Genomic DNA, 19,800 nt, shown 5'->3' with positions numbered 1-19,800 from the left:
AATGGAATCGAAGATTTAATAATTACTCAGGTAGAAGATATTTCATCGAGAAAACTTTTAGAAAAGAAAGCTGAAGAAACTGCCGGCCAATTTAAAAATGCTTTTGAATTTTCTCCTAATGGGATGGCGATGATATCTTTAGAAGGAAAATGGCTGAAAGTAAATAGAATCTTATCGCTACTCTTAGGATATACCCAACAAGAATTTTTAGATCAAAGTTTTAACGATGTTACGCATCCGGAAGACGTTACTAAAGATCTGGAGATGGTGAAAGATTTGTTTTCGAACAAAATAAAATCCTATAAAATTGAGAAACGATATATCCATAAAAATGGGAATATTGTATATGGATTAATTAGTGTTTCTCTATTGCGTGATGGAGATGGAAATCCATTATACTTTATTGCTCAAATTAATGATATTACCGAAAGCATAGAAGCTAAAGAGGCATTGACAAGAAGTTTGAACGATCTCCAAACGGTAATGGATGCTACAACACAAGTAGCTATTATTGAAACTGATATCAACGGTCGAATTCTTAAATTCAATAAAGGAGCAGAAAATTTGTTAGGCTATTCTTCTGAAGAAATAGTAAAAAAAGAGGACATTTTAATGTTTCATGATTCCGAAGAAATTTTAAAACGTGTTGAAGAATTAGATACCCAAGATGCTAAAAATCTCAATGAATTTGAGATCCTTACTTATTTTGCAAGGCAAGGAAAGTTTGATTCGCATGAGTGGACCTTTAATAAAAAGGATAGAAGTAAATTTCCGGTTCAAATGGTTACAACCTCTGTCACAAATAATAATGGCGAATTAATTGGTTACCTAGGGATTGCTTCAGATATCTCCAAGATTAAGAGCATAGAAAATGAATTAGGGGAAAGTGAGCAACGACTACATTTTGCACTAGAAGGTTCTGGGGATGGAGTTTGGGATTGGGATATACCTAATGGAAAGCAATATATGTCCGATCAGGCGAAGATAATGCTAGGTTTCGATCCGGAAGAATCTTTAACCGATGTTGAGGCATGGATAGTAGAATTCACCCGGAGGAGCAAGAAAAATCTGAAAAAGCACTTCAAGACTATTTTAATAATATAGTGCCAATATATTATATCGAAAAAAGGATCATGTGTAAGGATGGTACTTATAAGTGGATCTTGGATAGAGGGAAAATTATAGAATGGGATTCTAGAGGTAAGCCTTTAAGAATGATAGGTACTCAAACCAATATATCTGAAAGGAAAAATGCCGAGAATCGAATCAAAGAAAATGAGGCGAGGTTTAGATCACTCTACGAGTTATCTCCGGTTGGAATTGGTTTAATAGAGGTGAAATCTGGTAAATTTATAAATGCAAATAAAGCATTGCTGAAATCTACAGGTTACAATCTAAAAGAATTTACAGATCATTCTTTCAAAGAATATATTTCGAATGATCATTTGGAAGAGAATAAAGATCAGTTCCATAATTTTATTAAATATGGTACCAAAGAAGCTTTTGAAAGTGAGTTTATTAGAAAGGATGGAGAAGCATTTCCAGTTCTTATTAGTGGGGTGAAAATGAAGGATTCTTCTGGAAAGAAAATTATTCTTTCTACAATCCAGGATATTACTCGTCGTAAGAACATGGAAAATTCATTGATAGATGCAAAGTTAAAAGCTGAAACTGCGAATAAGTCTAAATCTGAGTTTTTGGCAAATATGAGTCATGAAATTAGAACTCCTCTTAACGGGGTTATTGGTTTTACAGACTTATTGATGAAAACGGAACTAAATCCTAGTCAGCAACAATACATGAGTACCGTTTATAATTCGGCCAATGCCTTATTGGACCTTATAAATGATATACTTGATTTTTCTAAGATTGAAGCGGGGAAATTGGAAATAAGTGAAGAAAAAACAGATCTTTTAGATCTTTGTGGTCAAACCATCGACATTATAAAACATCAGGCGCACGAAAAAGATCTTGAAATCTTATTGAATATTTCATCTGATATTAATAGATATATTTATGCCGATTCTGTTAGGGTGCGGCAGGTAATTACGAACTTGCTTGGTAATGCAGTAAAGTTCACCGAGTCTGGCGAGGTAGAACTTAGAATAGATGCCACTCCTGTAGCAAATAGTCCAGACGAGATGCTGTACAACTTTGTAATAAGGGATACAGGAATCGGGATTGCTCCAAATAATTTAAAAAAGATCTTTAATGCATTCGATCAAGAAGATTCGTCTACCACAAGAAAATATGGAGGAACTGGTTTAGGGCTCACTATTAGTAATAAACTGTTGGGTTTAATGGATAGTAAGTTGGAACTAAGCAGTGAACTAGGAGTGGGAAGTCAGTTTTCATTTAAAATTGTTTTTAAGACTGAAAAAGGTGATAACTCATTGCAGGAAAATTCAAAAGAAATCAATCGTGTTCTTGTCATAGACGATAATAAGAACAATAGGGTGATTCTTAAAGAGATGCTCGCTATTGGATATATTGAGTCAGAGCTAGTTTCTAATGGTATAGAAGCACTACAAGCTTTAGAAGGTAAGAATAAATTTGACCTTGCAATTGTAGATTTCAATATGCCATATATGAATGGTGTAGAACTGATTACTCAAATTCGTACAAAGCTTAACTATACATCTGCAGATTTACCACTTATTCTTTTGCACAGTTCTGCAGATGATGAAAAAATACATAAAGCTTGTAAGGAATTAGATGTGCAATTTAATATTACGAAGCCTATTCAAATAGATCAGCTCTTTAATATGATGAAGAATATTAAGGTGCCGCAAGCTCAGAAACTTTCTAATGAAGTTGTTCATAGGGTTGAAGAAACCGATATTATATTCAATATTTTGATAGCAGAAGATAATCCCGTGAATATGTTTCTTGCCAAAACAATTATTAAAAAAGCTTTACCCAATGTTATTCTTTTAGAAGCCAACGATGGCGAAGAGGCTGTAAATATGTTTAAATCTGAAGAGATTGATCTTATTTTTATGGATGTGCAGATGCCAATTTTAAGTGGTTTTGAAGCTACACAGGAAATTCGTGGTCTTGAAGCTGAGGGACAACGCATTCCAATTATTGCGTTAACGGCCAGAACCGTTAAGGGCGAAAAAGAACGCTGCCAAGAGTTTGGAATGGACGATTATGTTACCAAGCCTGTCGTGTTTAACACCATAAGTGATGTGATTAAGAAATTCTTGATTACTCCATCAAAGCAAAATATAAAAGAAGTAGAGCCCATAAAAGAATCTACAGCTCTTCATTTTGATAAAGAAGAATTACTCGAGAAGTTAGAAGGAGATGAAGAAGGTTACCAGCAACTTATGGAAATGGTAAAAACCAATTTAAGTGATATCCAATCTAAACTTGATACTGCAATAGAAGCTGAAGATTTTGATTCTGTAAGAAAAGTAGCACACAGTCTTAAGGGTTCATCGTTAAATTGCGGTTTTTATGCCTTAAATGAACTTGCTTTTGCCTTAGAACACATAAAAACAGAAAAAAAAGAAGTACTTTTAGCTCATAATCAAAATATTAAAAAAGAAATAAATATAGTTTTAGATTTAATTTAGAAATCTGGACAAGGTAATTTAAGCCCCCAAATCACCGCGCCCTATGAAAAACCTACTAGACTCCCAACGGGAGAACGCTACTGTTATCCTTGTGGAAAGCAATCCGCTAGAACGTGAAAAATTTAGCCATATTTCCCTTTCGGAAGGTTGGCGATTGATTATTTGCGAAGATGGACTGGAAGTTATCCAATGGTTAAATGCTAACAGCAATGCAGACCTCCTTGTAATTGAAGAAGATTCTACACCCATTAGTGGTTATCAAATAGCCGATTATATAAAATCTGAATTGGGTCTTGCAATGCCGGTAATAATTTCTACGGGCGAAATTCCAATTGTTCAAGAAAGAAGAATGCTGGCCTATGCCGAAGCTATTTTAAAGAAACCCTTCGTGGAAAGTGCTGCAATCCTTCAAATAAGAAAAACTCTAGAAAAATCTATCGAAGTTTCTCCACAACAGAATGATTACTATTCTCTTAACTATTTAAATGAACTTTCAGGCGGGGATCAGCAATTTATTCAAGAATCTATAGAATTATTTAGTGCAACAATTAACTCAGAATTAAGAAATTTAAAGGAAGTTTTAAATCGAAAAGATTATCTTAGAATTCGGGAAATAGCGCATGGCATAAAGCCATCCTTTGAAATGATCGAAAATGAGACAGGTAGAGGTATTTGTCATTTATTAAACTCAGATGCTAAAGAGACGGAAATGTCTTCACTAATAGAAGAGCTTAATTTAGAATTCATTAATATCAAAAATCAACTAACTAAAGATTTCCCGGAGTTAAATTTTAGATGATGAAAAAGATTCTAGTGATAGAAGATAATCCAATGGTAATTAAATCTTTGGAATTTAAACTTAAAAGAGATGGGAACAATGTGATAATTGCGAATGATGGTCGCGAAGCAATGAAGCATTTAAAGGAGACTGTATTCGATTTAATTCTTACAGATCTTATGTTGCCTTTTGTTACCGGAAACGAGTTGATTAGCTATATTAAAAAGAATACGCCAGATACTCCTATCATCGTCTTGTCTACTTCAACACAAGAAAATATTATTATGGATGCATTTAATATGGGTGTGGACGATTTTATTACAAAGCCCTTCAGCCCAAATGAACTATCGCTAAGAGTAAAAAGATTGTTAGGATAAAGCTGATTTTGAGTATTAGTTCAGTTATTTTTTATGGTTTTATAGAACCTCCAAATCTTTTAAATCAGATTTATGTTATATATAGGTATTTCCAATTTTGATTCACTCTGGTCGGACTTACCGTGGATTATGAAATGGAATATTCTTTTTTCATTGGTTTTTTTAGCGTTAGCTATTAGTTTCTTTGCTGTTATCATTTGGATTAGGATTTATAAGAATATCCGAAATGAGAAAAAGAAAAAACAACAAGAGCTTCTAATAGATTTTTTAAATTCTTTTCTTTTCGATGAAGATTTTGATAAAGAATCTCAGATTGAATATTTTAAGAAAGAGCATTTAAAATCTTCGCTAGAAATAAAAGTTACCATTAAAGAAATTCTTCATTTTCATGAAAATTTAAAAGGGGAATCTGCAAGAGAGTTAGAATTTTTATTTAGAAAATTAGGGCTTGTAGATTTCATCTTAATCGATTTAAATAAGGGTAGTTGGTATACCACAGCCAGAGCTATCAATGCACTTTCAGAATTAGGCATAGAAGTACCGGATCATAAAATTGAAGTGTATTTAAATGAATCTAGAAATGAAGTACGGCAGCAATCTCAACTTTATTTTTTAAAACTTGCTGAAGAAAACCCTTTAGCGTTTCTAAATAAAACAGTTCGTCCTTTAACTACGTGGCAACAAATTTATATCGAAAATGCTTTAAAAAACTTTTATAAAGGAACTCCACCAGATTTTTCGCAGTGGTTAGAACATGACCTCTCTAGCGTTGTTGAATTTTCTATTCGAATGATCGCGAGATATAATCAATTCGAGCATATAGAAAAATTGCTACCTTATATAAAGCATCATAATGACATTATAAAGTGGGAAGCCATTAATTCTTTAGTTTCTTTAGAGTATACAGAACTACTAGAAATTATTATTCCTGATTTTATGAATAATAGTAAATTAATAAAATTACAAATTCTTGAAGCCGTTAAATTATTGGGAAGTTATGAGGATCTCAAAAGAATTGGGGATCAAATAGAGACAACAGATTGGGAATTGAGAATTAAATACCTTAATATTGAGCAAGACTTCTTACCAGACAAAAAAGAACGCATATATTCGCAGTTCATGTTGGAGAAGCAGTTTAGTATATAAATGGGTTCAGCTTTAAGTCAATTTACAGAAATAGCCAGTTGGCTTTTTTTAATTTACGGGTCAATTATAAGCTCTGGTTATTTGTTCACCGCAATCTATTCTCTTTTCGAGATTAGAGACTATAAGCGGCGGAACAATTTTGAAGATGATATTGCCTTACTACAATCTTTAAACTTACCGGCTATCTCAATTTTAGCTCCAGCTTTTAATGAAGGCTTAAACATCGTAGAAAATGTACGATCTCTTCTAACCATTAATTATCCTTCTTTTGAAATTGTTATTATAAATGACGGGAGTAGCGATAATTCCTTAGAACTACTCATCAAAGAATACGAACTGGAACCAAAAAATATTCTTTATCACAACTTTGTTGAAACCAAGGAAATTAAAAACATCTATAAATCTACCAATAAGGCATTTAGGAATTTAACCGTAGTAGATAAAAAGAATGGAGGTAAGGCAGATGCTCTTAATACAGGGATAAATATCTGCCAGCATGAAGTTATTTGCTGTATAGATGTAGACTGTATTCTGGAAAACGATGCAATGCTCAAGCTTATTAAACCATTTTTAAATAATGGAAATAAGGTTATTGCATCCGGGGGAGTTATACGGGTTGCAAATTCTTGTGTTATTGAAGATGGGAGACTTATAGAAGTTAAACTTCCAGATACTTTTGTAGCGAGGGTACAGGTGCTCGAATATTTTAGAGCTTTTTTAATGGGGAGAATGGCTTGGTCCAGAGTAGATGGATTGCTACTTATTTCCGGCGCTTTTGGAATGTTCGATAAGCAAATTGTAATTGAAGCAGGCGGTTATAATACCAATACTGTTGGGGAGGATATGGAATTACTCGTGAGAATGCGGCGTATGATGCAAGAAAAAAATATTCCTTATACCGTTGGTTTTGTTCCGGATCCTTTGTGTTGGACAGAAGTTCCTCAAACCTGGAAAGTATTACAGCGCCAACGAAACAGATGGACAAGAGGCACCGCCGAAACTCTATGGCTACACAAGAGAATGATGTTTAATCCAAAGTATAAGGTATTAGGAATGTTAAGCACACCTTTCTGGTTTTTCTTTGAATGGTTAGCTCCGCTCATAGAATTTACAGGAATTATATTTTTCTTAGTCCTTCTACTTCTCAATCAAATAAGCTGGCCGGTTTTTTTAACCTTTTTTCTAGCGGTGTATAGTTTTGCATTTTTATTTTCTGTAACAGCACTGTTTTTTGAAGAGTACTCTTTCCAGCAGTATAAAAAACCAAGCTATATATTTAGATTAATTGGAACAGCGCTATTAGAGCCTATAATTTATCATCCCGTAATTATGTGGTCTGCTGTAATGGGGAATTTTGATTTATTAAGAGGAAAAAATAGTTGGGGAGTTATGAGTAGGGCAGGCTTATCGAATCCGGTTAAAAAACAAAAGGACTAATTTTATTAAGAACTTCGTATATATAATGAGAATATTTATTTTATTTCTTTTTGCTTTTTTTGCAAATATCCAACTGTGTAGCGCTCAGCAAAAAATACCCACTTACGATTATTCGGAATGTGACTTTCAAGTCATTGGGCATAGAGGTTATTCAGATATTTATCCGGAAAACACACTTTTAAGTATAGAAGAGGCTTTTAAACGTGGAGTTAAATACTGCGAAATAGATGTTAATATAACTTCAGATGATGTCTATGTATTATATCATGATCAGCCAACTATGTTTAGAGCAAGTAGTGGGCAGGGATATGTTGTTTCATCTACTTATAACGAATTGCTAGAACTGGACTTTGGAAACTGGAAGGGGAGTCAGTTTAAAAATACTAAAATTGCAACCTTAGAAGATGCTCTGATTTTAGCTGAAAAATATGATGCTTATTTATATTTGGACACTAAGAAAACGGACCATGAACTCATGTGTAAGGTGCTTGAGAAATCTAAAGTGGCTCCAAAAAGAATGTTGCCTTCCATTTCTTCCATAGAGGAAGCTCAAGAATTTAAAAGTTACTGTCCTAATTCTTCATTTATTTATTTTGGTGGGATGCCAGAGAATATCGACGATGATAGTTGGTATCAGGAAATGGTAGCCTTAGGTGCTGTCATCTTTGAAACCTATTATACATTTGCTCTAGATGATACTAATGTAGAATTTAAAACCTTTTTGAAAAAAGTGCATGAGAACAATGCCAAGGTTTGGGTGTTTACTTCCAATAATATTGAAGAGATCAAGAAATTAAAAGATGCTGGAGTAGATGGGGTAGAATCAGATATTGCTACATCGGCATTAAAATCTATATGCGAAGGAATGGAGCTGGATACAGAACCTATTAAAGCCACTACCGGAAATTGGAATTTTGAGAAAGGAAATTTATTTAGCACTGGTGTTGGAAGCCAATTTCGTCCTTTAAATTACAATAAGGAATATTCTCATCAATCTTTGGAATTTGGAACTACAAGCTCTTTTAATATAAAACCTATAAATGGCAATGAAGCTCCGGTAGCCAAAATACCGGCATTTGATTCTAATAATGGATTGTTCATTTTCACAAATTTTACATCTGGGATCGAAGCAAATTTACACTATAACTATTCGCTTTTTATGGATATCTACATCCCAAAAGAAAGCATCAATAAATTTATAAGTCTTTATCAAACGAATCCGGATAATGAAAACGATGCAGAACTATTTATCGATACTGGCGGAATAGGCATAAGCAATGAGTACCATAATCCTCTAAAATCAGAAACTTGGTATAGATTGGGAATTGTAGTGACAGAAAATGCCATTAAAAAATATATCAATGGAAAATACATTGGTAAAAATGAAATATCTGGGGGAAGATGGTCGGTTTATAATGTATTTGCTGGTGGACAGGATCAGGGATTTTTACTTTTTTCAGATAACGATAATGAAACTTCTGAATTTTATGTAAATGCCATACAACTTAGAAATTATGCTATGGATGCAAAGGAAGTTGCAGTTTTGGGCAAGCCGAAAGCTACCGGGATTCCAATAGGAAATTCAGGGATTTATAATGTAAATGCAGATTGTGTGATATCTTCACCCATAGTAAATTGGGATAAAAAGGAGATCTATATGAGATTTCCTAATAACACAGACCTTTTTCAAATCAAAGTAGATTTTGATATTCCGTATGGAGCAAAAAGCTCAATTGAATCTGGAGCGTTATTAGATCTCAATTCAACAAATGGAGATTATAAAACTATAAAAGTTACATCTGAAGATGGAACCTCAGAAAGGATTTGGACGATAATTCCCATCTTAGGAAGTATATAAAGGTTGGGTGTAAATGATTTAAATCCATCGCTTCAATTCAGTTTTATGTAATAATTCTAATTAGAGAAAAATGGCAATTATTCTTAAATTACTTCTAGCTTAACCTTATCTAAAATAATCTTTAGTTGATGAATAAAGCTGAAGTTTTAGTGCTCAATTCTTAGGCTACACACAACACTTTTCATATTTAACAAGCTTCTTTATATCATATTGCAATTATTCTTAAAATTTTATTAAATTAGGGATCATTAAAAGAGATCCTTTTTTGAAATAACTCGAATATCATAATTTATTTGAGTTCTGTATCTTAAATTTTGTGTGTTTTCTTCAATTTTCCATAAGTGGGAACACCTATAATTTTGTTTAAAAAGGAATTTAAATTATCAATTAGAAAACCCGAAATTAATGGAAAGAAGAAAATTTGTTCAATTAGCAGGTTTAGGAACAGGCGCATTAATGATGCCTTCCCTATTCTTAGGAAATTCAATTCCAGTTGAAGCCTTGCTGGATCCAGGAATGGATATCGCCACAAAAAAAGATGATGGCAGATACGGCTCTTAATACCGCTAGGTCTCTAGGAGCAACCTACGCAGATGCCAGAATAGGAAGGTATCTCAATCAATATGTATTTACCAGAGAAGATAAGGTACAGAACGTGGTGAATACAGAATCTTTCGGGATTGGTATTCGTGTAATCGCTAATGGTACTTGGGGTTTTGCTTCAACAAATAGTGTTACTGAAGATGGCATCAAAAAAGCCACTCAACAAGCGGTAGCAATTGCAAAGGCGAATTCTAAAATTCAGAAGGATCCTGTAGTTCTCGCTCCTGTAGAATCATATGGAGAAGTTTCATGGAAAACGCCAATTAAAAAAGATTTCAAGGATGTACCTGTTTCAGAAAAAGTAGAACTTTTACTTGATGCGAATGCTGCAGCCATGGATAACGGTGCAAACTATGTGAATTCTGCCCTTTTTATGGTGAATGAACAAAAGTACTTCGCTTCCACAGAAGGGTCTTATATAGATCAAGATATTCATCGTATTTGGCCAACCTTCGGCGTAACTGCAATAGATCCTGCTGCAGGTAAGTTTAAATCCCGTCAGGCTATGAGTGCTCCAATGGGTATGGGTTATGAATATATGGATGGACTTGAATCAGAAAAATTAGTAGGTCCTGCAGGTCTTAAATTATATAGAAATAGTTATGATATTGTAGAAGATGCTACTCTGGCTGCTAAACAGGCAAAGGAAATGCTTACGGCTAAATCTGTAGATGCCGGAAAGTATGATCTTGTGTTAGAACCTAATCATTTAGGCTTGACCATTCATGAGTCTGTTGGGCATCCATTAGAGTTGGATAGAGTACTTGGATATGAAGCAAATTATGCTGGAACTAGTTTTGCTACCCTAGATAAATGGAAATCTGGAGACTTTAAATATGGTAGTGACATCGTAAATCTTGTGGCCGATAAAACAATGCCGGGTTCTCTTGGTAATGTTGGTTTTGATGATGAAGGGGTGAAAACGAAGCAATGGGATTTGGTTAGAAACGGAGTGCTAAAAAATTATCAAGCAATTCGGGATCAGGTTCATATGATAGATCAAAATGAATCTCACGGATGTTGTTATGCACAATCATGGAATGATGTACAATTCCAGCGTATGCCAAATGTATCTTTGGAAGCTGGAAAAGAAAAATACTCTATTAACGATATGATCAAGGATGTTGAGAAAGGAATTTATATCGCGGGTAGAGGTTCTTATTCTATAGATCAGCAACGTTATAATTTTCAATTTGGAGGAACTGTCTTTTACGAGATCAAAAATGGAGAGATCGTTGGAATGTTAGATGATGTGGCGTATCAATCTAATACTCAGGAATTTTGGAATTCTTGTGTTAAGATATGTGATGAAAGTGATTATCGCATTTTTGGATCTTTCTTCGATGGGAAAGGCCAACCTTCACAAGTAAGTGCGGTATCTCACGGAAGTTCTACAACGAGGTTTAACGATGTGAACGTAATAAACACCGGTAGAAGCATTTAATCTATTGTTTTACTCTAAAGAATAACAACATTATGGCAATATATACAAAAGAAGAAGCTCGGAAGATCATGGAAAAAGCATTAAGCTTTTCCAAGGCCGATGCTTGCGCAATAAATATGGGCGGTAGCGAAAGCGGAAATATCCGTTATGCTAGAAATACAGTGTCTACTTCCGGACATAGATCTAATCAGACCTTAGTGGTGCAGTCTAGCTTCGGAAAAAAATCAGGAACAGCAACCATAGATGAGTTTGATGATGAATCTCTTGAAAAAGTAGTTAGGAGAGCTGAAGAATTAGCACAATTATCACCGGAAAACCCGGAATTTATGGCTCCCATGGGACCACAAACCTATGATGAACCTGTGAGTTTTGTGGAAGCAACTGCCAAAATCACTCCGGAATATAGGGCAGAAGTTGCCGATAAAAGTATTACTCCCGCGGCGGCAAAAGATGTTACTGCAGCAGGGTTTTTAAATGATTCGGCTGGTTTTAATGCAATTTTAAATTCCAATGGCTTGTTTGCTTATAATAAAGCAACAAGTATGGATTTTACTGTAACTATGCGTACAAATGATGGTACCGGTTCTGGCTGGGTTACTAGAGATTACAACGATGTTACTAAATTCGATGCAGCAGAAGCTTCTAATGTAGCAATAGATAAAGCTATTATGTCTATGGAAGCAAAAGCGATTGAGCCAGGTAAATATACCGTAATCCTAGAACCGGCAGCGGCTTCAGATCTTCTAGGTAATATGGCAGGAGCTTTAGATGCCCGAACTGCAGATGAAGGTAGAAGTTTTATGTCTAAAGAAGGAGGTACCAAATTAGGAGATAAGATCGTAGATGAGCGAGTAAATATCTATTCAGATCCTTTACATCCCGAAGTGCCTACAGCGACATGGAATGGCGACGGACAAGCATTAAAGAAAACAAAATGGATTGAAAACGGGGTTGTGAAAAACCTGGCTTATAGCCGATATTGGGCAGAGCAAAAGGGAGTAGATGCCATACCTTATCCTTCTAACATCATTATGGAAGGTGGAACAGCTAGTTTAGAAGACCTTATTCGAGATACTAAAAAAGGGATTTTGGTTACCAGACTTTGGTATATTAGAAGTGTAGATCCACAAACCTTATTATTTACAGGGCTTACCAGAGATGGTACTTTCTATATTGAAAACGGAAAGATCAAGCATCCGGTAAAGAATTTCAGATTTAATGAAAGTCCTATTATTATGCTGAATAATTTGGAAACCCTTGGAAAACAAGTAAGAGTTGATGGTAATTTAATTCCTTATATGAAGGTAAGAGACTTTACTTTTACAAGTTTATCTGATGCGGTTTAGAAATATTTTATAATCCCTCATTAAGGTTTTTTCACAAAAACTGGTTGTTTTTGAACTTTTCAAAGCAGCCAGTTTTTTTTTTAGATTTCAAATTAATATGGTTATCTCCACTTAAGAATTATTGTTAATCATGTAATAATGCTTTTTATTCAAAAGGATGTCATTCCGAACGAAGAATGAGGAGGAATCTCATTCAGTAGAGATTTTTTGTCGCTCATACTTCTTTTTATAGCTATCGGAACCTTAGAAATAAAAAACAATTACAAATCAATGATATTATTAAAAAAGTAACCAAAATTTATTTCAGCTAAGAAATTTAGAATTTTTAAGAGTATTAAAGCTAAGAGCTAATTACTTTTATTGTTATATTACTTTCACAATCATCACAGGTAACCTTGAATAATAAATTTTTCTTCACAAGACTACAATACGAATCCGGAGACTGGGATGTAGACCAACGAATGCCGTCTAATCTGCTGAATTCTCTGGTAGAATACACGACTTTGGAGGTGGATGTGCAAGAGAATATTATTCCGCTAAGCAGTGACGAAATTTTTAAATGTCCTTTTTGTTATATCTCGGGACACAAGCTGGTACAATTCACCAAGAAAGAACGGGAGAATTTCGAAAAATACATTAAAAATGGAGGTTTTGTCTTTGCAGACGATTGCAACCATGACATAGACGGACTCTTCGCTAAGTCTTTCGAACGACAAATGGAGGATATATTTGGGCCAAAGGCTCTAAAAAAAATCCCGAACGATCATGAAATCTATAATGTTTTCTTTGAATTTGAAGATGGTCCACCTACCACTTCGCAAGAGCTAAACGGTTGGGGAGACGATCTGGTTCATGAATATTTGAAGGCGATCGAGATAAATGGAAGAATTGGAGTGCTCTATAGCAATAAAGATTATGGTTGCGAATGGGATTACGATTTTAGAAACAAACGTTGGTATAAAATAGATAACACTCGCTTTGGAGTGAACATAGTGATGTATGCACTTACATCCTAAAATAGTATTTATGGAAAATGATTTAGTACATATAGAGCAAGAAGTGAAAGAACTTGCTGAAAAACTGAAGGATTTAAAGGCAGAAATAGGAAAGGTCATTATAGGCCAGGAAGAAACTGTGGAGCAATTGCTAATCACCTTTTTGGCAGGTGGACATGCACTTTTAGAAGGAGTGCCGGGATTGGCAAAAACCTTGATGATTCGTACCCTTGCACAAGCAGTAGCTTTAGATTTTAGAAGAATTCAATTTACGCCAGATTTAATGCCTTCAGATATTATTGGGACAGAGATCTTGGAAGAAGATCATAGCACAGGAAAGAAATTCTTCAAATTCAACAAAGGTCCTATTTTCGCAAATATTATCCTTGCGGATGAGATCAACAGAACACCTCCTAAAACGCAGGCAGCTCTTTTAGAGGCGATGCAGGAATTTGAGGTAACATATTCAGGAAAAACCTATGAGCTGGATAGACCGTTCTTTATTCTGGCGACTCAAAACCCTATAGAACAATCCGGAACATTTCCCTTACCTGAAGCGCAGCAAGATCGTTTTCTATTTTATATCAAAATTGGATATCCAAATGAGGCAGAAGAAACTTCAATCTTAAAAAACACTACCGGAACGAAAAAGGAACAACTAAATAAAGTGATTAACGGGGAGGAGATCCAAAGATTGCAACACTTAGTAAGAGAGGTGCCAATAAGCGATGATCTCATCGATTTTGTAAGTCAAGTTACCAGAGCAACCAGACCTGAAACCACAGACAGCAGCTATGTAAAAGAATGGGTAAATTGGGGAGCAGGACCAAGAGCAGGGCAGGCCATGATTCTTACTGCGAAAGCACGTGCACTTATCAATGGAAGACTATCGGTTACTTTGGATGATCTCAAGCATGTCGCATTACCCGTACTTAGACATCGAATAATTGTGAACTTTAGGGCAGAGGCTGAAGGAATAACAGCCGATGAGGTTACTAAAGAATTACTTAAAACTGCTAGCACACATCTAAAGTCAACGAAATAAGTGAAACAGGACTATCACCAGTTATTAAAACCTGAGATCATCAATTCTGTTTCGGGATTGGCGCTAATAGCTCGTGTGGTTGTAGATGGCTATCTCTCAGGTTTAAATCATAGCAGGCGAGTAGGTCCGGGAATGGAATTTAGTCAATATAGAAGTTATGAGCCTGGGGACGACTTGCGTTTGCTGGACTGGAAGATGCTTGCAAGATCAGGACGTTATTATATCAAGCAGTCTGAGATAGAGACCAATATTTCGGTGAAATTTATTTTGGATGCCAGCAAATCGATGTTGCATACAGAAAACGGACTCTCCAAAATGGATCATGTTCGGGTACTGGTTGCTTCTTTGGCATACCTCTCCCAAAACCAAGGTGATGCTGTTGGATTATTTACATTGAATAATAAGCAACTACAAAGTCTAAATCCTAAAATTCAGAAACAACATTTCAATAGAATTCTTTTAGAACTCATCAACATTAAAAATGAAGGACATTGGCCGGAAGATCAAACGGCGCTTAATAAATTACACGATAGAAGCCATAAAGAGCTTATTTTTTTCGTCACCGATCTTTATGAAAATAATAAGGAACTCACCAGTTTTATAGAACAGTTAAAAACTTCTAGAAATGAAGTTATTGTGATGCATATCATGGGAACACGTGAATTGAATTTCGATTATAAAGGGACAGTAACTTTTGAAGATCTGGAAACAGGAACACGAATGAAGGTGGATGCCAAAGAAGCGAAAAAAACGTATTTGCAATCCTTAGAAAGCACTATTAAGGCCACTAAAGATAATTTGTTGGCAAATGGGATTAGTTACCATCTTTTTAATTTGGAAGACCCTATTGGAGAAGCTCTGCAGGCCTTTCTAAAAACCAGAAACAGATTGATCTAATATGAGCTTTCTAAACCCTACATATCTCTGGGCATTAGTTGGGCTGGTTATTCCCGTGGCTATTCATCTGTGGAGCAATAAGGAGGGGAAAACGATTAAAATTGGTAGCATCCAATTTTTGACGGTATCTGATGTTAAGCAAACCAACTCCATAAAACTAAACGAGCTTTTGCTGCTGTTATTAAGAATGCTCATAATTACTGTTCTTGTATTTATTTTAGCTGAACCACAGATTAAAAGAGCACAAGAAAATACTGAAATCACCTATTTCATTGAACCCACTTTATTGAGAGATTCAAGTCTAAGCCGATTGACGGATAGTTTAGCGCAAAATTCTTCGATTAAATTATTACAATCTGGTTTTGCCGATTTAAGTACTTATAATGAAGATGATACGAAGTATCCGATACCCAATTATTGGCAACTAGCAAAGAAAATGCAGGATTTACCAACCGATAGTATTGCGGTATTTACACATGGGTATTTAAAGGGATTTAAAGGGAAACGTCCAGAATTAAATCGAAATATCGAATGGATCGTTTTAGATGAAGAGGTTGAAGCTAATGAAATCTTGGAGGTTGTTAAAAAGGATGATGAGGTCGAAGTGTTGAAATTAGAGAGCGATCAACAAAAATTAAGTTTTAAGAAAGAAAAACTGCCCTTAAATAGCGATGCTTTTCAGTTTAATGAAAGTAAGGACAGTCTTCGTTTTGTCGCAAATAAAGAACAAACTTGGATTCCATTGAAAAGGATGGATTCTATAGCTGTTTTAATCTATTATGAAGAGAAATTGGAGGATACAAAACTCTATTTGGAATCTTCCTTTAATGCGCTCTCTAAATATTTGGAGCGACCAATTGGGGTTGTAGCAGTTCAAGATACTACGAATCTAGATTGGGAATCCTATTATTCTGTTATTTGGCTTAGTGAGAATCCTTTTGAAACCACGCAACCTGCGTTAATATATTATCCTGATAGTATTGCGAATTCCTTGATTGAGCCAAGTGCATCAAATAATATTTTCCATCTTACAAAGCCTTTAACTACCGAAAATGTTCTCGATGAAAATTTCCCTGAACAGTTGCTGAAGTTTTTAGATCTTAATAAAGAGTTGGAAGGTAAAATTCAAAATTTAGATAGACGGACATTGGATAGTAAAGAGCTAAGCACAAGATTTGTTGAAGCAGTTTCTAACAAAAAAAACGCCTAAGCTGATTAGTATTTCCAAATGGCTTTGGCTCTTGCTACTTTTCTTAATGATTACAGAACGAATTTTTGCCAGACTTAGAAAACAATGAAAAGTGCAGGGAAAGATATATTGATCAGGTTCAAAAAGCGATGGCAATTACTGCTTTGGTTGGAGATCTTATTATATGCAATTGGCGCTTCCATACTTTTTTACTTTCTAGTTGAAAACTACCTAGGTAGCATTCTAATTTTTATTTTCATTTTTTCAATTCTATCATTTCTGAAGAAACCATGGCAACTCAGCTTAGAAAAAGTGAGCAGCTACATAGATCATCAGCTGGAGTCCGCGGAATATAGTTCTGGATTGCTCTTAGTTTCTACTGAGGAATTATCCGGCTTGGCACAGCTTCAGCAACAAAAAGTAACAAAAGAGTTAGAGGAGAAAATAAAAATCGTAAAAACTCCGAATCGATTGATACTAGCTGGTAGTATTGCTTTCGGAATGATTGCACTTGGGTTTATTGCATTTTACTTCAATTTATTTCGCACTGATACTAACACTTTAAAACCTTCAGAAGAAACAGAGATCATATTTCAAAAGATGGATTCTACAGCTTCTCCATTAAAAGCTCCAAAAATTAAAGAACAGCAAGTAAGGATCACTTATCCTTCTTATACCGGAATTCCTTCAGAAACCACATCAAAAATGGATATAAAGGCCTTGGAAGGATCTGTGATTAGTTGGAATCTTTCATTTGATGGTGTAATCAACAACCCGGCAATTGAATTAATAGGAGCTGTATACCCTATGAATTCTAAAGAAACTTCCTACGGGCATTCACTCAAGCTTAATTCTTCCGGTTTTTATAATTTCAGGTTTGAAGATACGTTGGGAGGAATCTATGTTTCAAAATTATATGCCATAGAAATGCTCAAGGATGAAGAGCCGATGGTGGAAATCCAGGGGATAGATCAGTTTACATCTTTTGAAGTAAAGGATAGCAAAAATCTCACTTTTAATACTTTAGTTACTGACGATCTAGGAATTGGCGAGGTATTCATTATTGCTACGGTAAGTAAGGGAAGTGGAGAGTCTGTGAAATTTAGAGAGCAAAAAATGGAATTTGAAGGCACTTTTAATAAAGGAAGTCGAAAGCTAAATATATCAAAAACCATAGATTTAGATAATCTCAAAATGGAAGCCGGAGATGAGTTATATTTTTATGTTGAAGCAAGCGATTTAAAACAGCCAACTCCTAATAGATCCCGAAGCGAGACTTACTTTGCGGTAATAAAGGATACTGCATCCTACGGTTTTGCGGTTGAAGGCACATTGGGAGCCGACTTAATGCCTGATTATTTTAGAAGTCAGCGACAGCTAATTATAGATACCGAAAAATTGATAAAACAACGCACTGCTTTATCAAAAAAGGAATTCAATTTTAAAAGCAACGAACTGGGCTTCGATCAAAAAGCCCTCCGATTAAAATATGGGGAGTTTATGGGCGATGAGGTCGAAGGTGGTTTGGCGATCGAGCATGAAGAATCTGTAGATCATAATGAAGAAGCCGATCCTTTGGCAGAATATACCCATGACCACGATGGCGATAACGAGCATAATTTAGTAGAGAAGAAGGAGGAAGAGTCGAAAAGTCCTTTAGAAGAATATGTGCACGATCATGATGATCCCGAGGAAGCTACACTTTTTAGCAATTCCTTAAAAAGCATGTTACGACAGGCAATGACAGAAATGTGGGATGCAGAACTTCATCTCAGATTGTATGAGCCGGAGAAATCCTTGCCATTTCAGAATAGAGCTTTAAAACTGATTCAGGAAATTAAGAATAGCGCCCGAATTTATGTGCATAGAATAGGTTTTGATCCCCCGCCGATCAAAGAAGAAAAACGCCTGACAGGAAAATTAGAAGATGTTTCAAGTTTTAGAAAAAGCGAGGAAATTGGCGCAGAAGAAACTGATCCTTACATAAAGGAGGGTATTAAAAGATTAGAGGAGTTAATCTCAAATCGGAGTAAGATCACAAAGGAGGATCGTGAAATTTTTAAGCAAGCAGGAAACGAATTAGCAGTTAAAGCCATCGAAGAACCCGGGAAACATCTAAAAACGTTACAACAATTAAAATGGTTAGCTGAAGATTCTAAAAAAAGTATTTCAAGGTTAAGGGAAACCCAGAAAGGCTTGTTGTTAGCACTGCCTAAACCCACCCCGGATGCTGGAAAAAGTAAAAATTTTCAAAGTGAGATCAACAATTTATTTTTAAAAGAATTGGAGCTTCATGATAGATAAGTTTACATTTTTAAATGATTCTTCTAGCTGGCCAATATTCTTGGGAGCAGCAGTTCTTACTATTGTTTTTGTTTGGAAAGAGTGGCATCAATTTTCGAGCACCCGTTTTTATTTGAAAATACTTGTGATTCTTTTGGCCATTTGTTCCTTGGCAATGATAGCTTTAAAACCTGCATTTTTTAATTCTGAAACCTCTGGAAATGTTATCTTATTAACAGAGAATTATAGGCCCTTTTCATTGGATAGTCTTAAAAAAGAGCACAAGAAGATCAAAATTTTAGATTATGAAGAGGATACTCCATTTATAGAAGAATTAGAAGCGGTAGGTACAGTATTCATTTTAGGGCATGGAATTAAAAGTTATGATTCATGGCAATTAGAAGGAAAAGCAACAATATATATTCAACGCGAGGAGTTGAAAGGAATTACAAAATTTAAATACCAGCCGGAACATACTATTGGTGATAAAGCCATTTTTAAGGGTTTGTATTCTCGACCAACTGAAGGAAACAGGTTAATTTTACAGGGACCTGGTGGGCAAACCTTGGATTCTGTTATATTAGGTATTGGTGAGAACCAAGATTTTAAATTAACAGCCGATTTAAAGTCTGCCGGGAATTTTGTTTTTAGCTTAGTGGAGAAAGATTCTTTGGGAACAATTCTTTCATCCAATCCAATTCCATTAAAGATCACTAAAAAAGAGGCTTTAAAGATTTTAATAATCAATGGATTTCCAACTTTTGAAACAAAATATTTAAAAAACTTTCTAGCGGAAATGGATCATAAAGTGACCGTAAAAA

Annotated in this window: 14 protein-coding genes and 1 pseudogene; all 15 read left to right on the top strand. The window is 35.0% G+C overall.

Translation table 11 applies throughout. From position 1 onward, the window contains the following. Positions 1–1,104, top strand: a 1,104-nt coding sequence (locus ON07_RS13405; protein WP_155807241.1) for a PAS domain S-box protein, incomplete at its 5' end; no start/stop codon positions are given. After that, positions 1,032–3,581: a PAS domain-containing hybrid sensor histidine kinase/response regulator gene (locus ON07_RS13400; RefSeq protein ID WP_029332028.1), complete on the top strand. Its 2,550-nt coding sequence runs from the start codon at positions 1,032–1,034 to the stop codon at positions 3,579–3,581. The genes ON07_RS13405 and ON07_RS13400, both read left to right, overlap by 73 nt. Before the next feature lie 43 nt (positions 3,582–3,624). Continuing rightward, the gene (locus ON07_RS13395; RefSeq protein WP_010232441.1) at positions 3,625–4,380 is read left to right on the top strand and encodes a DNA-binding transcriptional response regulator; all 756 of its coding nucleotides are present in this window, start codon (positions 3,625–3,627) and stop codon (positions 4,378–4,380) included. Then, positions 4,377–4,736: a response regulator transcription factor gene (locus ON07_RS13390; RefSeq protein ID WP_010232439.1), complete on the top strand. Its 360-nt coding sequence runs from the start codon at positions 4,377–4,379 to the stop codon at positions 4,734–4,736. Before ON07_RS13395 ends, ON07_RS13390 begins: the two co-directional genes overlap by 4 nt. A gap of 129 nt (positions 4,737–4,865) precedes the next feature. Further along, positions 4,866–5,882 carry a HEAT repeat domain-containing protein gene (locus ON07_RS13385; RefSeq protein WP_029332025.1) on the top strand — a complete coding sequence of 339 codons (1,017 nt, stop codon included), beginning with the start codon at positions 4,866–4,868 and terminating at the stop codon, positions 5,880–5,882. Then, positions 5,883–7,319 (top strand): glycosyltransferase family 2 protein, encoded by a 1,437-nt coding sequence (locus tag ON07_RS13380; RefSeq protein WP_010232436.1) that lies wholly within the window; start codon positions 5,883–5,885, stop codon positions 7,317–7,319. A 25-nt stretch (positions 7,320–7,344) separates the two neighbouring features. Continuing rightward, a complete protein-coding gene (locus tag ON07_RS16065; RefSeq protein ID WP_010232435.1) occupies positions 7,345–9,177 on the top strand; it encodes a glycerophosphodiester phosphodiesterase in 1,833 nt (610 codons plus the stop codon). A gap of 405 nt (positions 9,178–9,582) precedes the next feature. Continuing rightward, a pseudogene (locus ON07_RS15660) lies at positions 9,583–11,224 on the top strand (TldD/PmbA family protein). A gap of 32 nt (positions 11,225–11,256) precedes the next feature. Then, a complete protein-coding gene (locus ON07_RS13365; protein ID WP_010232432.1) occupies positions 11,257–12,570 on the top strand; it encodes a TldD/PmbA family protein in 1,314 nt (437 codons plus the stop codon). Positions 12,571–12,965: 395 nt separating this feature from the next. After that, positions 12,966–13,586, top strand: coding sequence for a DUF4159 domain-containing protein (locus ON07_RS13360; protein ID WP_010232431.1), 621 nt, complete (start codon positions 12,966–12,968; stop codon positions 13,584–13,586). A 10-nt stretch (positions 13,587–13,596) separates the two neighbouring features. Continuing rightward, on the top strand, positions 13,597–14,610 hold the full coding sequence (locus ON07_RS13355) for an AAA family ATPase (protein ID WP_010232430.1): 1,014 nt from the start codon (positions 13,597–13,599) through the stop codon (positions 14,608–14,610). After that, positions 14,611–15,507, top strand: a complete 897-nt coding sequence (locus tag ON07_RS13350; protein WP_010232429.1) for a DUF58 domain-containing protein — start codon at positions 14,611–14,613, stop codon at positions 15,505–15,507. 1 nt (position 15,508) lies between these two features. Next, on the top strand, positions 15,509–16,717 hold the full coding sequence (locus ON07_RS13345; protein WP_010232427.1) for a BatA domain-containing protein: 1,209 nt from the start codon (positions 15,509–15,511) through the stop codon (positions 16,715–16,717). An 84-nt stretch (positions 16,718–16,801) separates the two neighbouring features. After that, positions 16,802–19,000 (top strand): hypothetical protein, encoded by a 2,199-nt coding sequence (locus ON07_RS13340; protein ID WP_010232426.1) that lies wholly within the window; start codon positions 16,802–16,804, stop codon positions 18,998–19,000. Then, positions 18,990–19,800: hypothetical protein (locus ON07_RS13335; RefSeq protein ID WP_010232425.1), on the top strand; the 811-nt coding region annotated here is incomplete at its 3' end. The genes ON07_RS13340 and ON07_RS13335, both read left to right, overlap by 11 nt.

It is taken from the genome of Gillisia marina (assembly GCF_000258765.1).
In the GTDB taxonomy this organism is placed as follows: domain Bacteria; phylum Bacteroidota; class Bacteroidia; order Flavobacteriales; family Flavobacteriaceae; genus Gillisia; species Gillisia marina.
This window is presented reverse-complemented; position numbering and strand designations above follow the sequence as displayed.